Source organism: Lentzea sokolovensis, from assembly GCF_033949975.1.
GTDB classification, from domain to species: domain Bacteria; phylum Actinomycetota; class Actinomycetes; order Mycobacteriales; family Pseudonocardiaceae; genus Lentzea; species Lentzea sokolovensis.
In genome coordinates this window covers 150,757-170,291 of record NZ_JAXAVU010000012.1, presented here as the reverse complement: position 1 = coordinate 170,291, position 19,535 = coordinate 150,757, and the positions used below count along the sequence as shown (strand labels likewise).

Genomic DNA, 19,535 nt, shown 5'->3' with positions numbered 1-19,535 from the left:
TTGGTCCCATGACGTCGGTGGTGGAGCGGCTCCGGGGAGAGTCACCCAAGTTCTCGGTGGAGTTCCTGCCGCCTCGGGACGCGGAGGACGAGAAGGTCCTCTGGAAGGCCGTCCGCGAGCTGGAAGGCCTCGACCCGGCGTTCGTGTCGATCACCTACGGCGCCGGCGGGTCGCGCCGGGACCGCACGATCCGCGCCACCGGCCGCATCGCGCAGGAGACGACGCTGCTCCCCGTCGCGCACCTCACCGCCGTCGAGCACTCGGTGGCCGAGCTGCGCAACGTGATCGGCTGGTACGCGGCGATCGGCGTGCGCAACATCCTGGCGCTGCGAGGCGACCCTCCCGGCGACCCGATGGGCGAGTGGGTCGCGCACCCGGAGGGCCTGAACTACGCCGACGAGCTGGTGCGGCTGGTCCGCGAACTCGGCGACTTCTGCGTGGGCGTGGCGGCGTTCCCGTACGGGCACCCGCGGTCCGGCGACCTCGACACCGACCTGAAGTTCCTGCTGCGCAAGCTCGACGCGGGCGCGGACTACGCGGTGGCCCAGCTGTTCCACGCGCCGGAGCCGTTCCTGCGGATGCGCGACCGGGTGGCGGAGGCGGGCTGTTCCGCGGCGATCCTGCCGGGAATCATGCCGATGCTCTCGCCGCGCGGCCTGGCCAAGATCGTGGAACTGTCCGGCGCCGACCTGCCGCTGGACGTCGCGCGCCGTTTGGAGCCGTACACGGACGACGTGGCGGGGTTCCGGGCGACCGGCATCGACATCGCGACCGAGATGTGCCAGCGACTGCTCGACGAGGGCGTTCCCGCGCTGCACTTCTACACGATGAACAGGTCCAAGGCGACGAAGGAAGTGCTGGGGCGCCTGGGGCTGGTGACCCGCGCCTAGAGGGTGACGTTGCGCTTGTGCGCGATGAGGGCGAGCACGACGACGATCAGCGCGGCCCCGCCGGTGAGCCCGGCGACCAGCAGCGCCCAGCCGAAGAACGAGCTGGAGTTCTCGCCCGCGTACTGCACGGTGGCCTGCAGCATCGACGCCTGACCGGGTTTCGGAGACCACGCGATCGTGTTGTTCTCCTCCTCGCGGCCGTTGGTGTTCACGATCTGGCCGGGGAAGCTGACCTTCACCTGGATGTCCGCGCGTTCCACCGGGACCTGGGTCAGGTCGACCGACCCCGACAGCGTGACAAGATCACCTGACCGGCGGAAGCTGAGGCTGTAGCGGCTGTTCGACGAGCTGGTGGACGCCGACAGCGTCCGCATCTCGTCGAACGACAAGCCGTTGAAGAACAGCTGCGTACCCGCGTAGGACTCCACCCGGTACGGCTTGGTGGTGACGCGGCTCGCGAGCTCCGGCGGCACCTTGAGCTGCGGGCCGGGGTCGTTGTCCTGCGTCGGAGGCGTGGCCGCGACGATCTCGCCGGAGATGCGGTCGTCGTCCGACACGGCCATGGCGGCGTACACGCGAACGCAACCGCTCAACGAAAACAAAGTGAGCAGCAAGAAGACCGGCAGCAGAAGTGCCCGGGAACGACGCACGCGGACATCCTGCCAGCACGGCCCAAACGACGCAGGTCCCCTCCGAAGGTCGTGAGCTTGACTAACTACCTTTTGGTGTGGAGGGGCGCGAGGTAGCGTCTCGAAACATGGCATCCGTGCACGAGATCAGCAACAAATTCGTCAGCGACTACGTGGCGCTGGACCCCATCACCGCCACCAGTCTGGGCTTCGCGGGAGCCGACGACCAGCTGACGGACCTCTCCCCGGAAGGGCACGCGGCGCGCGACGAAATCGCCGTCCGCGCTCTCGCCGACATCACCGCCGCACAGCCCGCGGATGCCTCGGAGGAAGCGGCACGCGCCGTCTTCCTGGAACGGACGGGCCTGGAGCACGAGCTGTACGAGGCCGGTGAGACCGAGTCCTCGCTGAACGTCATCGCGAGCCCGATCCAGTCCGTGCGCGACATCTTCGACCAGATGCCCACCGACACGCCGGAGCAGTGGGCCACGATCGGCCGTCGCCTCTCCGCCGTGCCCGCCGCTCTCGACGGTCTGCGCGCTTCTCTCTCACACGCCGCTTCCCGCGGGCACGTCTCCGCGATCCGTCAGGTCACTCAGGTCGCCAAGCAGTGCGACACCTTCGCGACGACCTTCTTCGGCCCGTTCGCCGCTTCCGCCAATGTGGACGGCTCGGTTCGTTCCTCCCTCGACGCCGGCGCCACCGCCGCTGCCGCCGCCTACGCGGACTTCGCCTCGTTCCTGCGCACGACGCTGGCGCCGCAGGCGCCTGTCAAGGACGCGGTCGGCGAGGAGCGCTACCGCCTCGGTTCGCGCTACTTCACCGGGTCGCGGCTCGACCTGGCGGAGGCCTACGCGTGGGGCTGGGAGGAGTTCCTCGGCATCGAGGCCGAGATGAAGAAGGTCGCCGCGCGGCTCAAGCCGGGCGCGTCCCTGGCGGAGACCGCGGCGTTCCTCGACGAGCACCCGCGCTACCAGGTGCACGGCCAGGACGGCCTGCAGAACTGGATGCAGGAACTGTCCGACAAGGCCCTGCTCGACCTGCGCGACGTGCACTTCGACCTGCCGGACGCGCTGATGAACCTCGAATGCAGGATCGCCCCGCCCGGTGGTGCCGTCGGCGCCTACTACACGCAACCGACCGCCGACTTCTCCCGCCCCGGCCGCATGTGGTGGTCGATCGCCGAGGGCAAGTTGGTGTTCCCGACGTGGCGCGAGACCTCGACGGTCTACCACGAGGGCGTGCCGGGCCATCACCTCCAGTGCGCGACGGCCGTGTACCAGTCGGAGACGCTGAACGACTTCCAGCGCCTGATGTGCTGGGTGTCGGGCCACGGCGAGGGCTGGGCGCTCTACGCGGAACGCCTCATGCGCGAACTCGGCTACCTCGACGACGACGGCGACCTGCTCGGCATGCTCGACGCGCACCTGTTCCGCGCGGCCCGCGTGATCATCGACATCGGCATGCACCTGGAGCTGGAGATCCCGGCCGGCACCGGCTTCCACCCCGGCGAGCGCTGGACGCCCGAACTCGGCCTCGAGTTCATGATGACCCGCACGCTCTCGGAGCCCGCCCACATCCGCGACGAGATCGACCGCTACCTCGGCTGGCCGGGCCAGGCACCGGCGTACAAGATCGGCGAGCGCCTGTGGCTCGCCGCCCGCGAGGACGCGCGGGCCCGCAAGGGCGCCGACTTCGACCTCAAGGTCTTCCACAAGGAGGCCCTGGAGATGGGCGCGATGGGCCTCGACACCCTCCGTGAACGGTTGGCCGCCCTCTGACCCGCGCCCGCCACGCAACGCTCTGAACTGCGCTGATCGACCCTTATGCAAAAGACGTTTGCGGACGTCCGCAAACGTCTTTTGCATAACTGATATATCGGTAGGCTGATATATCAGATGTCAGTGATCATCGGTGAGGCGAGGGTGGAGGCTGCTGTCCTTGCCGGTGCCGGCCGCTTGCGCCTTGAGTTCGCGAGCGAACTCCGGATGCGCTTTAGGGCGTTACGCCGGGTCGGCCCACCGGACGCGCACGCGGTTCGTGATCGGCTCCGGGTCGTCGGTCCGCACGAACTCGAGCCACGGACCCGGCTCGGGCCGGACCGAGGCGAAGCCGTCCCCGTCGCGCACCACCGGATGCCCGGTCGCCCTGGCCGACTCCAGCGGATCACGTGAGTCGACGACGACGGCCGCGATCACGCCGGGATATTCGGGGCGGGGTTCGAGGACGCAGAACTCGTTGCCCTGCGGATCGCGCAGCACCACCCACGGCACGTCGCCCTGACCGACGTCGGCGAGTTCGGCGCCGAGCTTCAGCGCTCGCGCCACGACGTCCGCCTGGTGTTCGGGCGACGACGAGGCCAGATCGATGTGCACCCGGTTCTTCTCGATCTTCGGGGCGTCGTTCCACACGAACGTCAGCTCGATCTCGTCACCGGCGAACTCGGACCAGAACGCGGCCAGGGCCGGGGGATCCGCCGCCTCGAACGTGATTTCCACGCGTACGAGGGTACTGTCTCGCGCGTGGCGAAGCTGGTGCTCGGACCCCTCCTGAGGCATGTCGACGAATCGTCCGCGACGGTGTGGGTCGAGACGGACGCCGCGTGCGAGGTCGTGATCGCGGGGAACACCGCGCGCACGTTTCAGGCGGGACGGCAGCATTTCGCGCTCGTCAGACTCGAGAACCTCGGTGAGCGCACGGAATACGACGTCCGGCTCGACGGCGAACAGGTCTGGCCGGAATCCGGCAGCGGGTTCCCGAAACCGGTCATCCGCACCGGTGAGGTCCGCCGGATCGCCTTCGGCTCGTGCCGCGCCGCGCCGACCCAGCCCGTCGGCCCCGACGCCCTCGACGCGTTCGCGCAACGGCTCATGGAGACGCCCGAGGACGAGTGGCCGCAGGCGCTGATCCTGCTGGGAGACCAGGTCTACGCCGACGAACCCACCGAGGCCACCAAGCAGTGGCTGCGGGAGCGCAGGCAGGGCACGGAGGAACCGGACGGCGAGGTCGTGCACTTCGGCGAGTACGCCCGTCTCTACCACGAGACCTGGGGCGACCCGGAGATCCGCTGGCTGCTGTCGGTCGTGCCGACGGCGATGATCTTCGACGACCACGACGTGCGCGACGACTGGAACACCTCCGCGACGTGGCGCGCGGAGATGGCAGACAAGCCGTGGTGGCGCGACCGGATCCGCGGCGCCCTCTCCTCGTACTGGGTCTACCAGCACCTGGGCAACCTCAGCCCGGACGAGCTCGCGCGGAATCCCTTGTACGCCAAGGTGAAAGCCCAGGAAACGGACGTGCTGCCGTTGCTGGAGGAGTTCGCCGAGGAGGCGGACAAGGAGGTGGAGGGCCGCAAGTCGACGTGGTGGAGCTTCCGCCGCGACTTCGGCCGCGCCCGGCTGCTCATGGTCGACACGCGCTGCGGCCGCATCCTCGAAGAGGACAGGCGGCAGATGGTCAGCGACGCCGAGTTCGACTGGATCGAGCAGAACACCGGCGGCGACATCGACCACCTGCTGATCGGCTCGTCGCTGCCGTGGCTGATGCCGCACGCGCTCAGTCACTTCCAGTCCCTCAACGAGATCGGCGCGCGCAAACCGGGCTGGCAGGGCAAGGCCGCCGAGGCGATCAGGCAGGTGGTCGACCTGGAGCACTGGCCGGCGTTCCGCGAGTCGTTCGACCGGCTCACGCGGATGATCGAGAAGGCCGCGGGCAACGGCGCCGCGACGGTCTGCGTGCTGTCCGGCGACGTGCACCACAGCTATGTCGCCGAGGCCGAGTTCCCCAAGCCCACCAAGGCCGTGGTCGCGCAACTCGTGTGCTCGCCCATCCACAACGAGGCGCCGAAGTTCCTGCGGCCGGGGTTCCGGCTGTCGTGGTCGCGCGGGGCCTCGTGGGTGTTCCGCCGCCTCGCGACGCTGGCCGGCGTGCCGGAGGACCTGGTGCACTGGCGCAAGACCAGCGGCCCGCACTTCGGGAACTCCGTGGCAGTGCTGGACTTCGACGGCCCCCGCGCCCGCTACCGGCTGCTGTCGGCAACGGGCGAGGAGACCGCGTCCGTCCTACTTGGTCGCGAGCCGCAGTAGCGCCCACAACTGCGCGATGGCGTCGTCGTCGCCGACCGTCGTGACCAGGCGGTCGGGCAACCGGCCCCACAGCCAGCGGTACATCGTCATCGGGCTCGCCGACACCTGCGCGTCGGCGGCGTGCGCGTCCTCCGGGTCGACCACGCGCCACGCCGACGCGCCGCGCGGGCCGCAGCGCGTGAGCCACAGGTGGTCCTCGACCTGAATGGCCACGAGGCTCTCCCGCGACCCCCGCACCCCGAGCACGTCCAGCTTGTGCCCCAGCCACAACGTGAGCACCTCGTCGACGCCGTCGATCGCGACCTCGTCGGCGACGGCGCCGGGTTCCACGCCGGAGGCGCCCTGGACGTCCATGCGGTGCACCGTCGTCTCATGCGCGAGCCGTCGCCGCCAGAACCCGTAGTTCTGCCGGTCAGGCCACCACGTCGCGCACGGCTCGTCCTCGTCGTGCGCTTCGAGTTCCGCGATCACGGCCTCCGCGCCCGACCGCATGAAGTCGAGCGTGTCCTCGCCGGGCGCCGGGTAGTCCTGCCACTCCCCGGCCCGGGGTTCCCGGCCGAGCCTGATCCACGCCAGCACGCCGCGGTAGCCACCGCCGATGTGCCGCACGGTCTCCCCGAGGTTCAGACCGGGACAGGCCGGCACGCCCTTGTGCGGTGGCTGGCCGATCGCGGACATGGCGAGCAGTTCCGCCTCACGACGCAGGATGTCGAGAGAGTTCACCGCTTCTCCTCGCTCATCACGCGGTCGACGAGCAGCACGAACTGATGGGTCTGGCGCACCAGGTCGTCGGCCGTGCGCGCGTCAACGTGCCGGGTGATCCCCGCGAGCACGGCAGCCCGCGTGGACGACCACGACGCGAAGAAAGCGGCCCACTCACTCATCTCCGGCGCGAGCGCGCCGAGCAGCACCCACGCGCTGGTCGGCCTCGACCGCCCGCGATGGGGTCGTCCACGTAAGGCGAGCACCGCGGCGGCAGCGCGCAGTGCGGCGAGATAAGCGGTCGCGAACCGCTGCGGGGGCTCGGGCGTCCGCTCCGACTCGGCGAGCGAGTCGTGGGCCTGCCGCAGCAGGGCGAGCGCGGACGCGGGTGGCAACGGGATGGGGAAGGCTGCCGGATTCGAAAGATCGGCTGTCATCTCGGCCTCCTCGTGGCGTCGGTGAACGACGTCACCGCCGAGGGGAAGCCGGCGGCTCTCGGAGGTGGGGTGCTTCCCCCACCCCACCTCCGAGGCATGGTGAGACTCGAACACATGTTCGAGTCCTCGTCAGCGTAGCTCCCGGCCGATGGATTCCTCAACCCGCCCCACCACGTGGGCGCGAGTCGTGGTCTGATGGATACGTGAGTGCGCTCGAACACCCTGGAATCCGCAAGGTCGCGGAAGCCCTGCCGTCAGCCACCGCCGAACGCATCGTCGTGCTGCCGGACGCCGTGCGGACCGCGGCGGCCGCCGCGGAAGCGGTGGGCGTGCAGGTAGGCGCGATCGCGAACAGCCTGCTGTTCGCCGCGGTGCGTGACGGAGTCGCCGCCCCGCTGCTGGTCCTGACCTCGGGCGCACACCGCGCGGACACGTCGATGGTGGCCGAACTCGTGGGCGCGGACGCGGTGAAGCGCGCTGCCCCGGAGTTCGTCCGCGAGCACACGGGCCAGGTGATCGGCGGGGTGTCGCCGGTCGGGCACCCGGCGCCGATCGAGACAGTCGTGGACAAGGCGTTGTCCGGCTACGAGGAGATCTGGGCGGCGGCGGGTCATCCGCACGCCGTCTACCCCACGACCTTCGCGGACCTGGTGGCGCTGACGGGTGGACGCGTGGCGGTGGTGACGGCATGACGGCCTCGCCGCGCCTGGAGCGCATCGTCGAGATGACGGCCTCGGAGCTGAACGTGCGGCTGGGCGAAGCGCTCGCGCTGTACGTGACGGCCATGAACTACCCGCCCGGCACCGTCGAGCAGCGCGCCCCGATGTGGCTCGCGCACATGATGCGCGAGGACTGGCGTTGCGTCGTCGCGCTGGGGGAGCAGGACGAACTCGTCGGCATCGGCTACGGCTACCGCGGCGCGGCCGGCCAGTGGTGGCACGAGCAGGTGCGGCGCGGGCTGATGCAGGTCTCGCCGCCCACCGTCGTCGAGGACTGGCTCACCGACTACTTCGAGCTGACCGAACTGCACGTGCTGCCGCGCGCTCAGGGCCGTGGCCTCGGCGAGGAGTTGTTGCGCCGCCTGATGGAGGGCGTGTCGTCCTCCCGCGTGCTGCTGTCCACGCCCGAAGGTCCGAGCAAGGCGTGGAAGCTCTACCGCCGCGTCGGCTTCGTGGACGTGTTGCGGCACTACCAGTTCACCGGCGACCCACGGCCGTTCGCGGTCCTCGGCCGCACCCTTCCCGTCAGCTAACCCAGAGCCGCCCAAGCCCCCGAGTCGCGCTGTGGCTCGGGGGCTTGTTGTTGCGATCACCCGGCCTGCGTCCTACTCTCACTGATATGCAATATATTGGATATGGGTCACTGAAGGAGCGAGCGGCGGCCGAGATCCGAGCGGCGATCGTGCGCGGCGACCTGGAGCCGGGCACGCCCATCAAGGACGTCGAACTGGCGGAGAAGCTCGGCCTGTCCCGCACCCCGGTGCGCGAGGCACTCGCCACGCTGACCGACGAGGGCCTGGTCGAGACCAAGCCGCACGCGTACACCCGCGTCACCGCGCTGGAAGCGGAACCCGTGCGCGACGCCCTCGTCGTCGTCCAGTCCATGCACGCCCTCGCCATCGGCATCGCGGTGCCGAAGATGCCGGCCGAGGACATCGCCGCGATGCGCGCCGCGAACAAGGCCTTCAAGAAGGCGCTCGACGCCAACGACGCCGTCGCCGCGCTGGCCGCCGACGACGAGTTCCACGCGGTGGCCGTCCACCGCTGCGACAACTTCGCGATCGCCGCGACCATCGACCGCTTCACCCCGCTGGTGCGCCGGGCCGAGCACAGCCGGTTCTCCTCGCCGGACGGCCGCCACTCCGTCACCCAGCACCAGCAGATCATCGAGGCGTGCGAGAAGGGCGACCCCACACTGGCCGCCACCCTGGTCGACGCGAACTGGAACACCCTGGAGGACGAACTGTGAACAGATACCCGCTCCTCTTCGGCCCCTCGCCGGTCCACCGCCTGGACCGCCTCACCGCCCACCTCGGCGGCGCCGCGGTGTGGGCCAAGCGCGAGGACTGCAACTCCGGCCTTGCCTACGGCGGCAACAAGACCCGCAAGCTCGAGTACCTCGTCGCCGATGCGCTGGCCACCGGCTGCGACACCCTCGTGTCGATCGGCGGCATCCAGTCCAACCACACCCGCCAGGTCGCGGCCGCCGCGGCCAGAGCAGGCCTGAAAGCCGTGCTGGTGCAGGAGAGCTGGGTCGACTGGGCCGACGTCGGCAGCGATCGGGTCGGCAACATCCTGCTCAGCCGCATGATGGGAGCCGACGTCCGGCTGGTGAGCGCCGAGTTCGGCATCGGCGTCAAACCCGCCTGGGAACAGGCGATCGAAGAGGTCCGCGCGAACGGCGGCAAGCCCTACCCGATCCCGGCCGGCGCCTCCGACCACCCGCTGGGCGGCATGGGCTTCGCGAACTGGGCCGACGAGGTCCGCCAGCAGGAAGCCCAGCTCGGCGTCTTCTTCGACACCATCGTCGTCTGCTCGGTCACCGGCAGCACCCAGGCGGGCATGGTCGCCGGTTTCGCGAACGACCCGAACCGCCGCGTGCTGGGCATCGACGCGTCCGCCAAACCCGCCGAGACCCTCGCCCAGATCACCCGCATCGCGCACAACACCGCCAAGCTCCGCGAGGTCACGGTGTCCGAAGAGGACATCCTCCTCGACGACCGCTTCCACGCCGGCACCTACGGCATCGCCGACGAGTCCACCATGGACGCCATGCGCCTGGGCGCGAGCCTCGAAGGCATGATCACCGACCCGGTCTACGAGGGAAAGTCCCTGGCAGGGCTCATTCACCTCGTGTCGTCGGGGGAGATCGGCCGCGACAGCACGGTCCTCTACGCCCACCTCGGCGGGCAGCCGGCGCTCAACGCCTACAGCTCCCTGTTCCCCGCGTAGATCACGCGCGCAGGCGCAGACCCTTCGGCGTGGCGCGGAAACCGGCTTCCTGCAGGACCGTCGCCAGGTGCGAGGTCAGCGCGACCTCGCCGTCGGCTCGCTGGACCGCGAGCTGGCCCAGCCAGCCGTCGCGGACGGCCCGGCTCAGGGCGTTCGCGGCGGTGCGCAGGGTCGGCTCGTCGTCGGTGAACGACAGCAGCGATTTACCTCCTCTCTCGACGTAGAGCGCCGGGGTGCCGTCGACCAGCACCGCCAGCGCGCCGGCCTTGCGGGCCGGCCGGTGTTTGCCCTCGCCCAACGGATCCGGCCACGCCAGCGCGGCACCGTAGGGCTGGGCGGGATCGGCCGCGGCGAGCACCACCGCGGCCTGGTCGGTCTGGGACGGCTGACCAGGAGGACGGGACAACGCCCGCAGGCGATCCACCGCGCCGCGCGCCGCGAACTGGGCCGCGCCCAGCCCCTCGACGACGTAACCGCGGATGACCTGACCCGACTCCTCCATGGCCCGCAGCACCTTGTAGACGCCGCTGAACCCGCCCGTCACGCGCTCGGTGTCCAGCGCGCCCCTGGTCAGCACGCCGTGGCGTTCCAGGAAAGCCTCGGCGCGAGCGTGCGCCCGGCGGGTCGGGTCCTGCGCCGGCGCGACCGCCAGGGACCAGCGACCGGCCGCGGTCGGCGGCCCCGTGCGTGAAGGCATGTCGGGACGAGCGGCGCGCAGCCGTGCGTAGCGGCCGCGCGGGGCAGTGCGGCGAGGCTTGTGCGCCGCCCCGCCACCGGACACCAGCGCGCGCAGCGGCGCCAGCGTGTCGTTGGTGATCAGCCCCGCCCACACCAGATCCCACAGCGTGCCGACGACTTCGGCGTCCGTGCACGTCACGGTGAGCGAGGCCCGATCGACCACCTGACGGAAGAACAACGCCCCGCCGGACAACGCCTCCAGCACCGCCGTGTGCAGCGGCGACTCCGGAATGGACTCCGGCACCAGGTCGGGCAGCAGCAGATCGGCCACGTCGGTCGGGGCGAGCGCGATCCAGCCGTCGCCACCGGCCAGCGCGCCACACCCCGTCCACGTCACCTCGCCGGACGCCGTCAGCTCGTCCAGCAACGCCGGGTAGTAGCCGGGCAACCGGGACGGGAACAGCAGCGATTCCAGGGCACTCGCGGGAAGTGGCGCTCCAGCGAGCTGTTCCACCACCGAGAACACGTCGTCGACCGTCGGTGCCGCCCGCAACCGGCGGCCCAGGCCGTGCCACTGCGGGAGGAACCGGCCGAGCGCGGCGGGTTCGACCGGCTCCACCTCGGACCGCAGCCGGGCCAGCGAGGCCCGGCGCAGGCGGCGCAGCACGTCCGCGTCGCAGTACTCGGTGTGCGTGCCGCCGGGACGGAGCTCACCGCGCACCAACCGGCCCGTGGCGGCCATCCGTTCCAGCACCCCCGTCACCACGGCCACGCCCAGACCGAAGCGGGCAGCGGGTTCGGAGGCGGGGAACGGCCCGTGCGTGCGGGCGTAGCGGCTCAGCAGGTCGCCCAGCGGATCCGCCACCGGCTCGGTGAACGCTTCCGGCACGCCGACCGGAAGTGCGACACCGAGCGCGTCCCGGACCCGGCCCGCGTCCTCGATCGCGATCGTGCGTTCCTCACCGGCGATCCGGACGCGGATCGCCCGGCGCGCGGCCACCAGTTCGTCGAGCCACTCGCGGGGCACACCGCGTTCGAGCGCCTCCGCGTCGGAGAGATCTCCCAGGAACCGCAACAGGTCCGCGGTGTCCTCGGCATGACGCGGGCGGCGGTCTTCCGAGAGACGGCGCAGGCTGCGTTCGACCTCGGCCACGACCTCCGGGTCGAGCAGTTCGCGGATCGCCTCCGAGCCCAGCAGTTCCGCGAGCAGCGTCGAGTCGAGCGACAACGCCGCCGCACGTCGTTCCGCCAGCGGAGCGTCCAACTCGTAGAGGAACATGCCGACATAACCGAAGAGCAGGCTGCGGGCGAACGGCGACGGCGACTGCGTCTCCACCTCGACCACGCGCACCTTGCGCGCGCGGACGTCCGACATCAGCTCCCGCAGGCCCGGCACGTCGTACACGTCCTGCAGGCACTCGCGCATCGCCTCCAGGACCACCGGGAAGCTCTCGTACTTCGAGGCAACCGACAGCAGCTGCGCCGACCGTTGCCGCTGCTGCCACAACGGGGTGCGACGGCGTGGATCACGGCGGGGCAGCAGCAGGGACCGCGCGGCGCACTCGCGGAACCGGGCCGCGAACAACGCCGAGCCGCCCACCTCCGCGACCACGATCTGCTCGACCTCGTCGGGATCGAGCAGCACGTCCTCCGCGCCCGCCGTCACCTCCACGCCCTCGTAGTCCAGGGCATCGGGCAGCCGCAGCACGATGCCGTCGTCGGAGTGCGCGGCCTGCACCTCGACCCCGCGCTTCTCCCGCAGGCGTGCCGCGATCGCGAGCGCCCACGGCGCGTTGACCTGGGCGCCGAACGGGGAGTGCACGACGAGCCGCCAGTCACCCAGCTCGTCGCGGAACCGTTCCACCAGAACGATCCTGTCGTTCGGGACGTGCCGGGTGGCCTCCCGCTGCTCGCCCAGGTACGCGAGCAGGTTGTCCGTCGCCCACTCGTCCAGACCGGCGGACCTGGCCCGTTCACGCGCCGCCGAGTCCTCCATCGTGGACACTTCGCGCAGGAACTTGCCCATCGCACGGCCGAGTTCCAGCGGACGGCCGGGAGCGTCGCCCTTCCAGAACGGCATCCGCGCGGGCTGCCCCGGCGCGGGCACCACGATCACCCGGTCGTGCGTGATGTCCTGGACCCGCCACGACGACGTGCCCAGCAGGAACGTGTCGCCGACCCGCGACTCGTAGACCATCTCCTCGTCGAGCTCGCCGACGCGCGAACCGGCACCGTTCTCCGATGCCGGGGTCATGACGGTGTACATCCCCCGGTCGGGGATCGTGCCGCCGGACGTGACCGCCAGCCGTTGTGAGCCCGGCCGGCCGCGCAGCTCGGAGTTCACCCGGTCCCAGGTGATCCGGGGCCGCAGCTCGCCGAACTCCTCGGACGGATACCGGCCCGACAGCATGTCGAGCACCGCGTTCAGCGCCGAGTCCGGCAGTCCGGCGAACGGCGCCGCCCGCCGCACCAGCGCCGTCAGCTCCTCGACCGTCCACGTCTCCATCGCCACCATCGCGACGATGTGCTGCGCCAGCACGTCGAGCGGGTTGCGCGGGAACCTCACGGCCTCGATCGCGCCGTCCCGCATCCGTTCCGCCACCACCGCGCACGACACCAGGTCGCCGCGGAACTTCGGGAACATCACGCCCCGCGACACCGCGCCCACCTGGTGACCGGCCCGGCCGACGCGCTGCAGCCCGGACGCGACCGACGGCGGCGCCTCCACCTGCACCACCAGGTCGACCGCGCCCATGTCGATGCCGAGCTCCAGCGACGACGTCGCCACGACGCACGGCAGCCGCCCGGTCTTCAGGTCTTCTTCCACGGCCGTGCGCTGCTCCCGCGACATCGAGCCGTGGTGCGCGCGAGCGACGGACGCGGTCTTCTGCACCGTCATGCCCGACTGGCCGATGGCCTCGGCCGGGAACGACTCCAGCTCCGTCGCTTCCTCGGCGAGTTCGTTGAGGCGCGCGGTCAGCCGTTCCGCGAGCCGCCGCGAGTTCGCGAAGACGATCGTCGACCGGTGCGCCCGCACGAGTTCCAGGATCCGTGCCTCGACCGACGGCCAGATGGAGGTGCGCTGCTCGGCTCCGGCGGCCGACCCCGACACCTCACCCGTCGGCTGGCCGAGCAGCGCCATGTCCTCGACCGGCACCTCCACCTCGACCTGGATGACCTTGGGCGTCTTCGGCTGCACGATCGACACCGGCCGCCCACCGGCGAGGAACGTGCTGATCTCCTCGACCGGCCGCACCGTCGCCGACAACCCGATCCGCTGCGCAGGCCGTTCGAGCAGCGCGTCCAGCCGTTCCAGCGACAACGCCAGGTGCCCGCCGCGTTTGGTGCCCGCCACCGCGTGCACCTCGTCGACGATCACCGTCTCCACGCCGCGCAACGACTCGCGCGCCGACGACGTGAGCAGCAGGAACAACGACTCCGGCGTCGTCACCAGCACGTCGGGGGGAGTGCGCCCGAACGCCCGCCGCTCCTCCGGGGACGTGTCGCCCGTCCTCATGCCCACGGTGATCGACGGTTCCGTCACCCCCAGCCGGTGAGCGGCCTGCCGGATGCCGGTCAGCGGAGCGCGCAGGTTTCGTTCGACGTCCACCGCCAGCGCTTTCAACGGCGACACGTACAGCACCCTGCAGCGCCGTTTCGGCTCCGCCGGCGTCGGGGAGGCGGCCAGCCGGTCCAGTGCCCACAGGAACGCGGCCAGCGTCTTGCCCGAGCCCGTCGGGGCGATGACCAGCGCGTGTTCGCCCGCCGCCGCGGCCGCCCACGCACCTGTCTGCGCCTGGGTGGGCGCGGCGAAGGCACCGGCGAACCACTGTCTTGTCGCTGGTGAGAATGCCTCCATCACGTCCATGGCGACCATCATGACGCCGGGGTCCGACAATTTCCGATCGCGCAGGTCCGAGCACCCGGCGAAGCCCTCTGTGGCACGATCACCGCAGTACGTCTGCGAGGGGAGCACGGTGCGCGTCCTGTCCGTCGACCTGGGCACCGCCAACACGGTTGCGGTGCTGTCCGACCACGGCGTGGTGGATGTGGACGGTGGGCCGACGATGCCCTCGTCCGTCTACCTCGACGAGGACGGCTCCCTGCGCGTCGGCAGAGAAGCGGAGCGGCGGTCGCGCCAGGACCCGTCGCGCTACGAGGCGAACCCCAAGCGCCACATCGACAAGGCGACGCTCAAGCTCGGCGAGCAGAACCTGCCGGTCAACGACGCGCTCGCGGCCATCTACGCCCGCGTGCTGGAGGCCGTCACGGCACTGCTGAAGGGCGAGCACCTCGACGAGATCCGCCTGACGCACCCGGCGGAGTGGGGCCCGAGCAGGCGCAACAAGCTGCTGTCCTCGGCCAGGCTCGCGGGCATGACCGGCGAGCTCGTGCCGGTTCCCGAGGCCACCGCGGTCGCCTCGCTCAGCGGTGGCCGCCCGCTCGCCGTCTACGACTTCGGCGCCGACACGTTCGACGTCTCCGTGCTCGACGCCCAGCACCGCATCCTCGCCGACGGCAGCCTCAGCGACGTCGGCGGTCTCGACGTCGACCAGGCGCTGCTGGAGCACATCGGCCGCACGGTCTCCCACAAGGACCCGGCCGGCTGGCAGCGGCTGATGCGCCCCGTCACGGTGGACGACCACCGCGCCCGTCTCGGCCTTCGCGAGGAGCTGCGCCTCGCGAAGGAGGACCTCTCCGAGCTGCCTCAGGTCGAGGTGCTGATGCCGGAGCCGTTCGAGAAGGTCGTCATCACGCGCGCCGAACTGGAGGCGCTGGTCCGGTCGAGCCTGATCCGCACCACCGAGCTGCTCATCTCCACGGTGCACCGGGCCGGTGTCACGCCCGAGCACGTCTACCTCGTCGGCGGATCCTGCCGGATGCCGCTGGTCGCGCAGATCATCGCGGAGAAGGTCGGCATCGTCCCGACCAACCCCGACCACCCGGAGACGATCGTCGCGACCGGCGCGCAGGTCGTGGACCGGGCGTCGATCACGCTCAGGGCCGAGGACGAGAAACCCCGCTACGTCGAGCCGCCCACGGTCGTGACCGCGCCGGTCAGCCCCGCCGTGAGCGGGCCGCACCCGGTGAACCCGAACGTCAGCGGCCCGAATCCGGTGGTCAGCGGCTCCTACCCGAGTGGTTCGTACCCGAGCGGCTCCTATCCGAGCGGCTCGTACTCGGCGAGCGGCGCCTACCCGGTCACCGGCCCGTACGCGGTGAACCCGAACGTCAGCGGCAGCTACCCGGCGAACTTCCCGCAGCAGGCGGCGAAGAAGAAGGACAACAAGAAGGTCCTCATCGGTGCCGGCGCGGCGGTCCTCGTGGTGGCGGGCGTCATCGGCGCGGTCTTCGCGCTGTCCGGCCCGAGCCTGCCCAGCGCCGACGAGTGCAAGGACGACACCGCGCAGGACGGCCAGGGCTTCACGAAGTGCCTGCGCCAGCTCGCGGGCACCGTGCCGGACGGCGGCGGCTGCGAGAAGGCCGACTCCGCGCAGATCACCGGCATGGAGGAGATCAAGGGCACGGTCGTGAGCTGCACGATCCGCGACGGCTACGCGGTCCAGTACATCCTCACCGACAGCGTCACCGGCGCCGAGAACAACGCCGCCTCCATCGCGAAGTCGTTCCAGACCGACCACGTCGAGGCCGACTGGACCGGCAACGGCCTGGAGGGCGACTACCGCGCGGCCACGTCGAGCGGCACCGGCGTGCTGGTGTTCACCGCCAAGGGCCGTCCGATGTTCGGCATCCTCACCAAGACCGCCGAGGAGAACGCGGACGAGCTCAAGGCCGACGAAATGGCCGATTTCTTCGAGAAGTCCGTGCAACCGGGGGAGTAACCGCCCCTGATGGACCTGTCGGCGAGAGGTCCCGCCGTGTCACGATCGTGATCATGGTGACCGTCGCGCCGCAGGTCGAACGCGTGCAGCGCAAGGTCGTCCGGGTCCTGACCGGCACCCAGATCCTGGGGTCGGCGGCGGTGACGATCGGCCTCGCGTTCAGCACGCTGATCGCCGCGTCGCTCTCCGGGTCCGAGGCCGTCGGCGGGCTGGCGCAGACCGCGGCCGTCGCCGGTGCCGCCATGCTCGCCCTGCCCGGCGCCCGGCTCGCGCAACGCAGCGGGCGTCGTCCCGCGCTCGTCCTCGGCTACGGCATGGGCGGGCTCGGCGCCTTGATCGCCGCCGTCGCCGTGGGTTTCGGTCTGTGGCAAGTGCTGCTGGTGGGCCTCCTCCTGTTCGGAGGGGCGTCCAGTGCGAACTACGCGGCTCGTTATGCCGCAACGGATCTGGCGCATCCACAACGCCGTGCGCGCGAACTCTCCCGCGTGGTGTGGGCGGCCATGATCGGCGCGATCATCGGCCCGAACCTCGCCGATCCCGCGGGGAAGGCGGCCGCGTCCCTCGGCCTGCCCGCGGGGGTGGGGCCGTTCCTGCTGGCGGCCGTCGTGCTCGGCGCCGCCGTGCTGGTGATCCAGTTCGGGCTGCGGCCGGACCCGCTGGTCGTCGTGAAGAGCACTCGACCGGTTGAATCTCCGGACTGCTGCGCGGGAGGTGCCAGCGGCGAGAGCCCCCGCGGCCTCAAGGTCTGGGCGACGCTCGGCCCGATGGCACGACTTGCACTCGTTGGTGTGACGTTGTGCCACACCGCGATGGTCGGGCTGATGTCGATGACGCCCGTGCACATGAACCACGCCGGGTCGTCGTTGCGCGTGGTCGGCATCGTGATCAGCCTGCACGTCGCCGCGATGTACGCGGCGAGCCCGCTGTTCGGGTGGATGGCGGACCGGCTGGGCCGCGTGCCGGTGCTCGCGATCGGCGCGTCGCTGGTGGTCGCGGCGTCCGGGGTCGCGGGCATGGCGCCCTCGCACGACGCTCCGCAGCTCGCCGCGGGACTGGCGCTGCTCGGGTTCGGCTGGTCGGCGGGGATGGTGGCGGGATCCGCGTTGCTGACCGAGTCAGTACGGGTGGAGGACAGGCCCGCCGCGCAGGGACTGTCCGATCTGGTGATGAACGTCGGCGCCGCCGTCGGGGGAGCGGTGTCCGGCATCGTCGTGACGGCGTGGTCGTACGCGGCGCTCGGGCTGATCGTCGGGTTCATCGCGCTGCCGCTGCTCGTCGTGTGCCTCTTCGCATCGCTGCGCAGGCCCGTTCGTTAGGGTCTCCCGGTGCGCATCACCATGTTCCGCAAACTCATGGCGGGGGAGTTCGGCCAGGTCAGGGCCGAGATGATCGCCCGTGACCACGTGCTGTCGTCGCTCGGGGGCCGTACCGCCGACGAGGCGCTGGAGGCCGGAACCGGCGGCAAGGAAGTCTGGATCGCGGTCTGCGAAGCGTTCGATGTTCCGGAAAATCGCCGCTGAGCGAGGTGCCGGGAGTGTCGCGTGTGCTCGAACACGTGTTCGGCTACAGTGGCCCCGACCCCCGGCTTCGCAGAATTGTCAGACCCCGCCAGTAGCGTCAGGTCCAACATGACGAAGCAACGGCAGACGACAAAAGGTGGACCCAAGATGGCACCCGCAGCACCCGACCGGGACAAAGCGCTCGAGCTGGCTCTGGCGCAGATCGACAAGCAGTTCGGCAAGGGCTCCGTGATGCGGCTCGGCGAAGAGGGCCGTGCCCCGATCGCCGTGATCCCGACCGGCGCGATCGCCCTGGACGTGGCGCTCGGCATCGGTGGCCTGCCGCGCGGCCGGGTCGTCGAGATCTACGGTCCGGAGTCGTCGGGTAAGACGACCGTGGCGCTGCACGCCGTGGCGAACGCCCAGAAGGCCGGCGGCATCGCGGCGTTCATCGACGCGGAGCACGCCCTCGACCCCGAGTACGCGAAGAAGCTGGGCGTCGACACCGACGCGTTGCTGGTGTCGCAGCCCGACACCGGTGAGCAGGCGCTCGAGATCGCGGACATGCTGGTCCGCTCCGGCGCGCTCGACATCCTGGTCATCGACTCGGTCGCCGCCCTCGTGCCGCGCGCCGAGATCGAGGGCGAGATGGGCGACAACCACGTCGGTCTGCAGGCCCGCCTGATGAGCCAGGCGCTGCGCAAGATCACGGGTGCGCTCAGCAACTCCAACACGACCGCGATCTTCATCAACCAGCTGCGCGAGAAGATCGGCGTGATGTTCGGCTCCCCGGAGACCACGACCGGTGGTAAGGCGCTGAAGTTCTACGCCTCCGTGCGTCTGGACGTGCGCCGCATCGAGACCCTGAAGGACGGCGGCGAGCCCGTCGGCAACCGCACCAGGGTCAAGGTCGTGAAGAACAAGGTCGCGCCGCCGTTCAAGCAGGCCGAGTTCGACATCCTCTACGGCAAGGGCATCAGCCGCGAGGGCTCGCTCATCGACATGGGCGTCGACCAGGGCATCCTGCGCAAGTCCGGCGCCTGGTACACCTACGAGGGCGACCAGCTGGGGCAGGGCAAGGAGAACGCCCGCAAGTTCCTGCTGGACAACCCGGACATCGCCAACGAGGTCGAGAAGCGCATCAAGGACAAGCTCGGCATCGGCGCCACTCTCGACGCCGACGAGACGGTTCCCGTCGCGCCGGTCGAGTTCTGAGGTCGTGAGGGTTGGACGAGGCTGAGGAGCAGCGCAAGGCGCGGGACATCTGCTACGCGCTGCTCACCGCTCGGGCCCGCTCCCGGCAGGAGCTGTACGACGCCCTGCTGCGCAAGGAGATCAGCCCCGGTGTCGCCGAGGTCGTCCTCGGCAAGTTCGACCGCGCCGGTCTGATCGACGACGCGCAGTTCGCCGAGATGTGGGTGCGTTCCCGGCACACGTACAACGGCCTGGGCCGTCGTGCCCTGGCCATGGAACTGCGCCGCAAGGGCGTGGCGGACGAGGTGGTGGCCGAGGCCGTCGCCGCGGTCGACAGCGAGGCCGAGGAAGAGCGTGCCCGCGAACTGGTCCGCAAACGCCTGCGCACCATGTCCGGCGTGGACGAGACGGCGAAGATCCGCCGGCTCGTGGGTGCGTTGGCGCGCAAGGGTTATGCGGAAGGCCTCGCCTATCGCGTGGTGCGCGACGAGTTGCGCACCGCAGGGGCAGAGGCCTCGGCACTGGACGAGCCCTGGTCTTAGGCCAGGGCGGGTCCCGCCCACGTATCCGTTGGCGTGCCGTAACCGATCACGCCATTGCGGTGGTTGGCTCCGAGTAGCCTGA

General features: G+C 70.6%; 17 protein-coding genes. 12 read left to right on the top strand and 5 right to left on the bottom strand.

All coding sequences use genetic code 11. The features are described from left to right. The first annotated feature begins 8 nt into the window (after positions 1–8). Positions 9–890, top strand: a complete 882-nt coding sequence (metF, locus tag SK854_RS29355; RefSeq protein WP_319978352.1) for a methylenetetrahydrofolate reductase [NAD(P)H] — start codon at positions 9–11, stop codon at positions 888–890. Here the strand turns inward: metF and SK854_RS29350 are convergent. Then, a complete protein-coding gene (locus SK854_RS29350; RefSeq protein WP_319978351.1) occupies positions 887–1,483 on the bottom strand; it encodes a DUF3153 domain-containing protein in 597 nt (198 codons plus the stop codon). The genes metF and SK854_RS29350 overlap by 4 nt on opposite strands. A gap of 164 nt (positions 1,484–1,647) precedes the next feature. Here SK854_RS29350 and SK854_RS29345 point away from each other — a divergent pair, with 164 nt between their 5' ends. Next, a complete protein-coding gene (locus tag SK854_RS29345; RefSeq protein WP_319978350.1) occupies positions 1,648–3,300 on the top strand; it encodes a DUF885 domain-containing protein in 1,653 nt (550 codons plus the stop codon). A gap of 222 nt (positions 3,301–3,522) precedes the next feature. Here SK854_RS29345 and SK854_RS29340 read toward each other — a convergent pair whose 3' ends face one another. Continuing rightward, positions 3,523–4,017, bottom strand: a complete 495-nt coding sequence (locus tag SK854_RS29340; RefSeq protein ID WP_319978349.1) for a VOC family protein — start codon at positions 4,015–4,017, stop codon at positions 3,523–3,525. 24 nt (positions 4,018–4,041) lie between these two features. Here SK854_RS29340 and SK854_RS29335 point away from each other — a divergent pair, with 24 nt between their 5' ends. Further along, positions 4,042–5,607, top strand: a complete 1,566-nt coding sequence (locus tag SK854_RS29335; protein ID WP_319978348.1) for an alkaline phosphatase D family protein — start codon at positions 4,042–4,044, stop codon at positions 5,605–5,607. On the opposite strand, the gene SK854_RS29330 is transcribed toward SK854_RS29335, so the two are convergent. Together SK854_RS29330 and SK854_RS29325 are read right to left on the bottom strand one after the other, a co-directional pair. Beyond that, positions 5,584–6,330, bottom strand: a complete 747-nt coding sequence (locus SK854_RS29330; RefSeq protein ID WP_319978347.1) for a maleylpyruvate isomerase N-terminal domain-containing protein — start codon at positions 6,328–6,330, stop codon at positions 5,584–5,586. The two genes, SK854_RS29335 and SK854_RS29330, sit on opposite strands and share 24 nt — an antisense overlap. Beyond that, on the bottom strand, positions 6,327–6,746 hold the full coding sequence (locus SK854_RS29325) for an SAV_6107 family HEPN domain-containing protein (RefSeq protein ID WP_319978346.1): 420 nt from the start codon (positions 6,744–6,746) through the stop codon (positions 6,327–6,329). Before SK854_RS29325 ends, SK854_RS29330 begins: the two co-directional genes overlap by 4 nt. 203 nt (positions 6,747–6,949) lie before the next feature. On the opposite strand from SK854_RS29325, the gene SK854_RS29320 reads away from it, so the two are divergent. From SK854_RS29320 to SK854_RS29305, 4 genes are all read left to right on the top strand, one after another. Further along, positions 6,950–7,438, top strand: a complete 489-nt coding sequence (locus SK854_RS29320) for a YbaK/EbsC family protein (protein WP_319978345.1) — start codon at positions 6,950–6,952, stop codon at positions 7,436–7,438. Then, on the top strand, positions 7,435–7,998 hold the full coding sequence (locus SK854_RS29315; protein WP_319978344.1) for a GNAT family N-acetyltransferase: 564 nt from the start codon (positions 7,435–7,437) through the stop codon (positions 7,996–7,998). Before SK854_RS29320 ends, SK854_RS29315 begins: the two co-directional genes overlap by 4 nt. Positions 7,999–8,084: 86 nt before the next feature. Beyond that, the gene (locus SK854_RS29310; protein ID WP_319978343.1) at positions 8,085–8,714 is read left to right on the top strand and encodes a GntR family transcriptional regulator; all 630 of its coding nucleotides are present in this window, start codon (positions 8,085–8,087) and stop codon (positions 8,712–8,714) included. After that, the gene (locus SK854_RS29305; protein ID WP_319978342.1) at positions 8,711–9,697 is read left to right on the top strand and encodes a 1-aminocyclopropane-1-carboxylate deaminase; all 987 of its coding nucleotides are present in this window, start codon (positions 8,711–8,713) and stop codon (positions 9,695–9,697) included. The genes SK854_RS29310 and SK854_RS29305 overlap by 4 nt, the downstream gene beginning before the upstream one ends. Position 9,698: 1 nt before the next feature. Here SK854_RS29305 and SK854_RS29300 read toward each other — a convergent pair whose 3' ends face one another. After that, the gene (locus SK854_RS29300) at positions 9,699–14,255 is read right to left on the bottom strand and encodes an ATP-dependent helicase (protein WP_319978682.1); all 4,557 of its coding nucleotides are present in this window, start codon (positions 14,253–14,255) and stop codon (positions 9,699–9,701) included. A 97-nt stretch (positions 14,256–14,352) separates the two neighbouring features. Between SK854_RS29300 and SK854_RS29295 the strand changes: the two genes are divergently transcribed. The 5 genes from SK854_RS29295 to SK854_RS29275 all read left to right on the top strand — a co-directional run bounded on the left by SK854_RS29295 (position 14,353) and on the right by SK854_RS29275 (position 19,453). Continuing rightward, the gene (locus SK854_RS29295) at positions 14,353–16,218 is read left to right on the top strand and encodes an Hsp70 family protein (protein ID WP_319978341.1); all 1,866 of its coding nucleotides are present in this window, start codon (positions 14,353–14,355) and stop codon (positions 16,216–16,218) included. Positions 16,219–16,271: 53 nt separating this feature from the next. Beyond that, on the top strand, positions 16,272–17,534 hold the full coding sequence (locus SK854_RS29290) for an MFS transporter (RefSeq protein WP_319978340.1): 1,263 nt from the start codon (positions 16,272–16,274) through the stop codon (positions 17,532–17,534). A 9-nt stretch (positions 17,535–17,543) separates the two neighbouring features. Further along, complete coding sequence (locus SK854_RS29285; protein WP_177320610.1) at positions 17,544–17,738, top strand: DUF3046 domain-containing protein; 195 nt, start codon at positions 17,544–17,546, stop codon at positions 17,736–17,738. A gap of 147 nt (positions 17,739–17,885) precedes the next feature. Further along, positions 17,886–18,932, top strand: coding sequence for a recombinase RecA (gene recA, locus SK854_RS29280; RefSeq protein WP_090073224.1), 1,047 nt, complete (start codon positions 17,886–17,888; stop codon positions 18,930–18,932). An 11-nt stretch (positions 18,933–18,943) separates the two neighbouring features. Then, complete coding sequence (locus SK854_RS29275; protein ID WP_319978339.1) at positions 18,944–19,453, top strand: regulatory protein RecX; 510 nt, start codon at positions 18,944–18,946, stop codon at positions 19,451–19,453. Positions 19,454–19,535: the final 82 nt, after the last annotated feature.

Bases quoted from the DNA above. Each gene is read 5' to 3' on its own strand.
- metF (WP_319978352.1), top strand. From the start codon at position 9: ATGACGTCGGTGGTGGAGCGGCTCCGGGGAGAGTCACCCAAGTTCTCG.
- SK854_RS29345 (WP_319978350.1), top strand. From the start codon at position 1,648: ATGGCATCCGTGCACGAGATCAGCAACAAATTCGTCAGCGACTACGTG.
- SK854_RS29325 (WP_319978346.1), bottom strand. From the start codon at position 6,746: ATGACAGCCGATCTTTCGAATCCGGCAGCCTTCCCCATCCCGTTGCCA.
- SK854_RS29315 (WP_319978344.1), top strand. From the start codon at position 7,435: ATGACGGCCTCGCCGCGCCTGGAGCGCATCGTCGAGATGACGGCCTCG.
- SK854_RS29310 (WP_319978343.1), top strand. From the start codon at position 8,085: ATGCAATATATTGGATATGGGTCACTGAAGGAGCGAGCGGCGGCCGAG.
- SK854_RS29300 (WP_319978682.1), bottom strand. From the start codon at position 14,255: ATGATGGTCGCCATGGACGTGATGGAGGCATTCTCACCAGCGACAAGA.
- SK854_RS29290 (WP_319978340.1), top strand. From the start codon at position 16,272: ATGGTGACCGTCGCGCCGCAGGTCGAACGCGTGCAGCGCAAGGTCGTC.
- recA (WP_090073224.1), top strand. From the start codon at position 17,886: ATGGCACCCGCAGCACCCGACCGGGACAAAGCGCTCGAGCTGGCTCTG.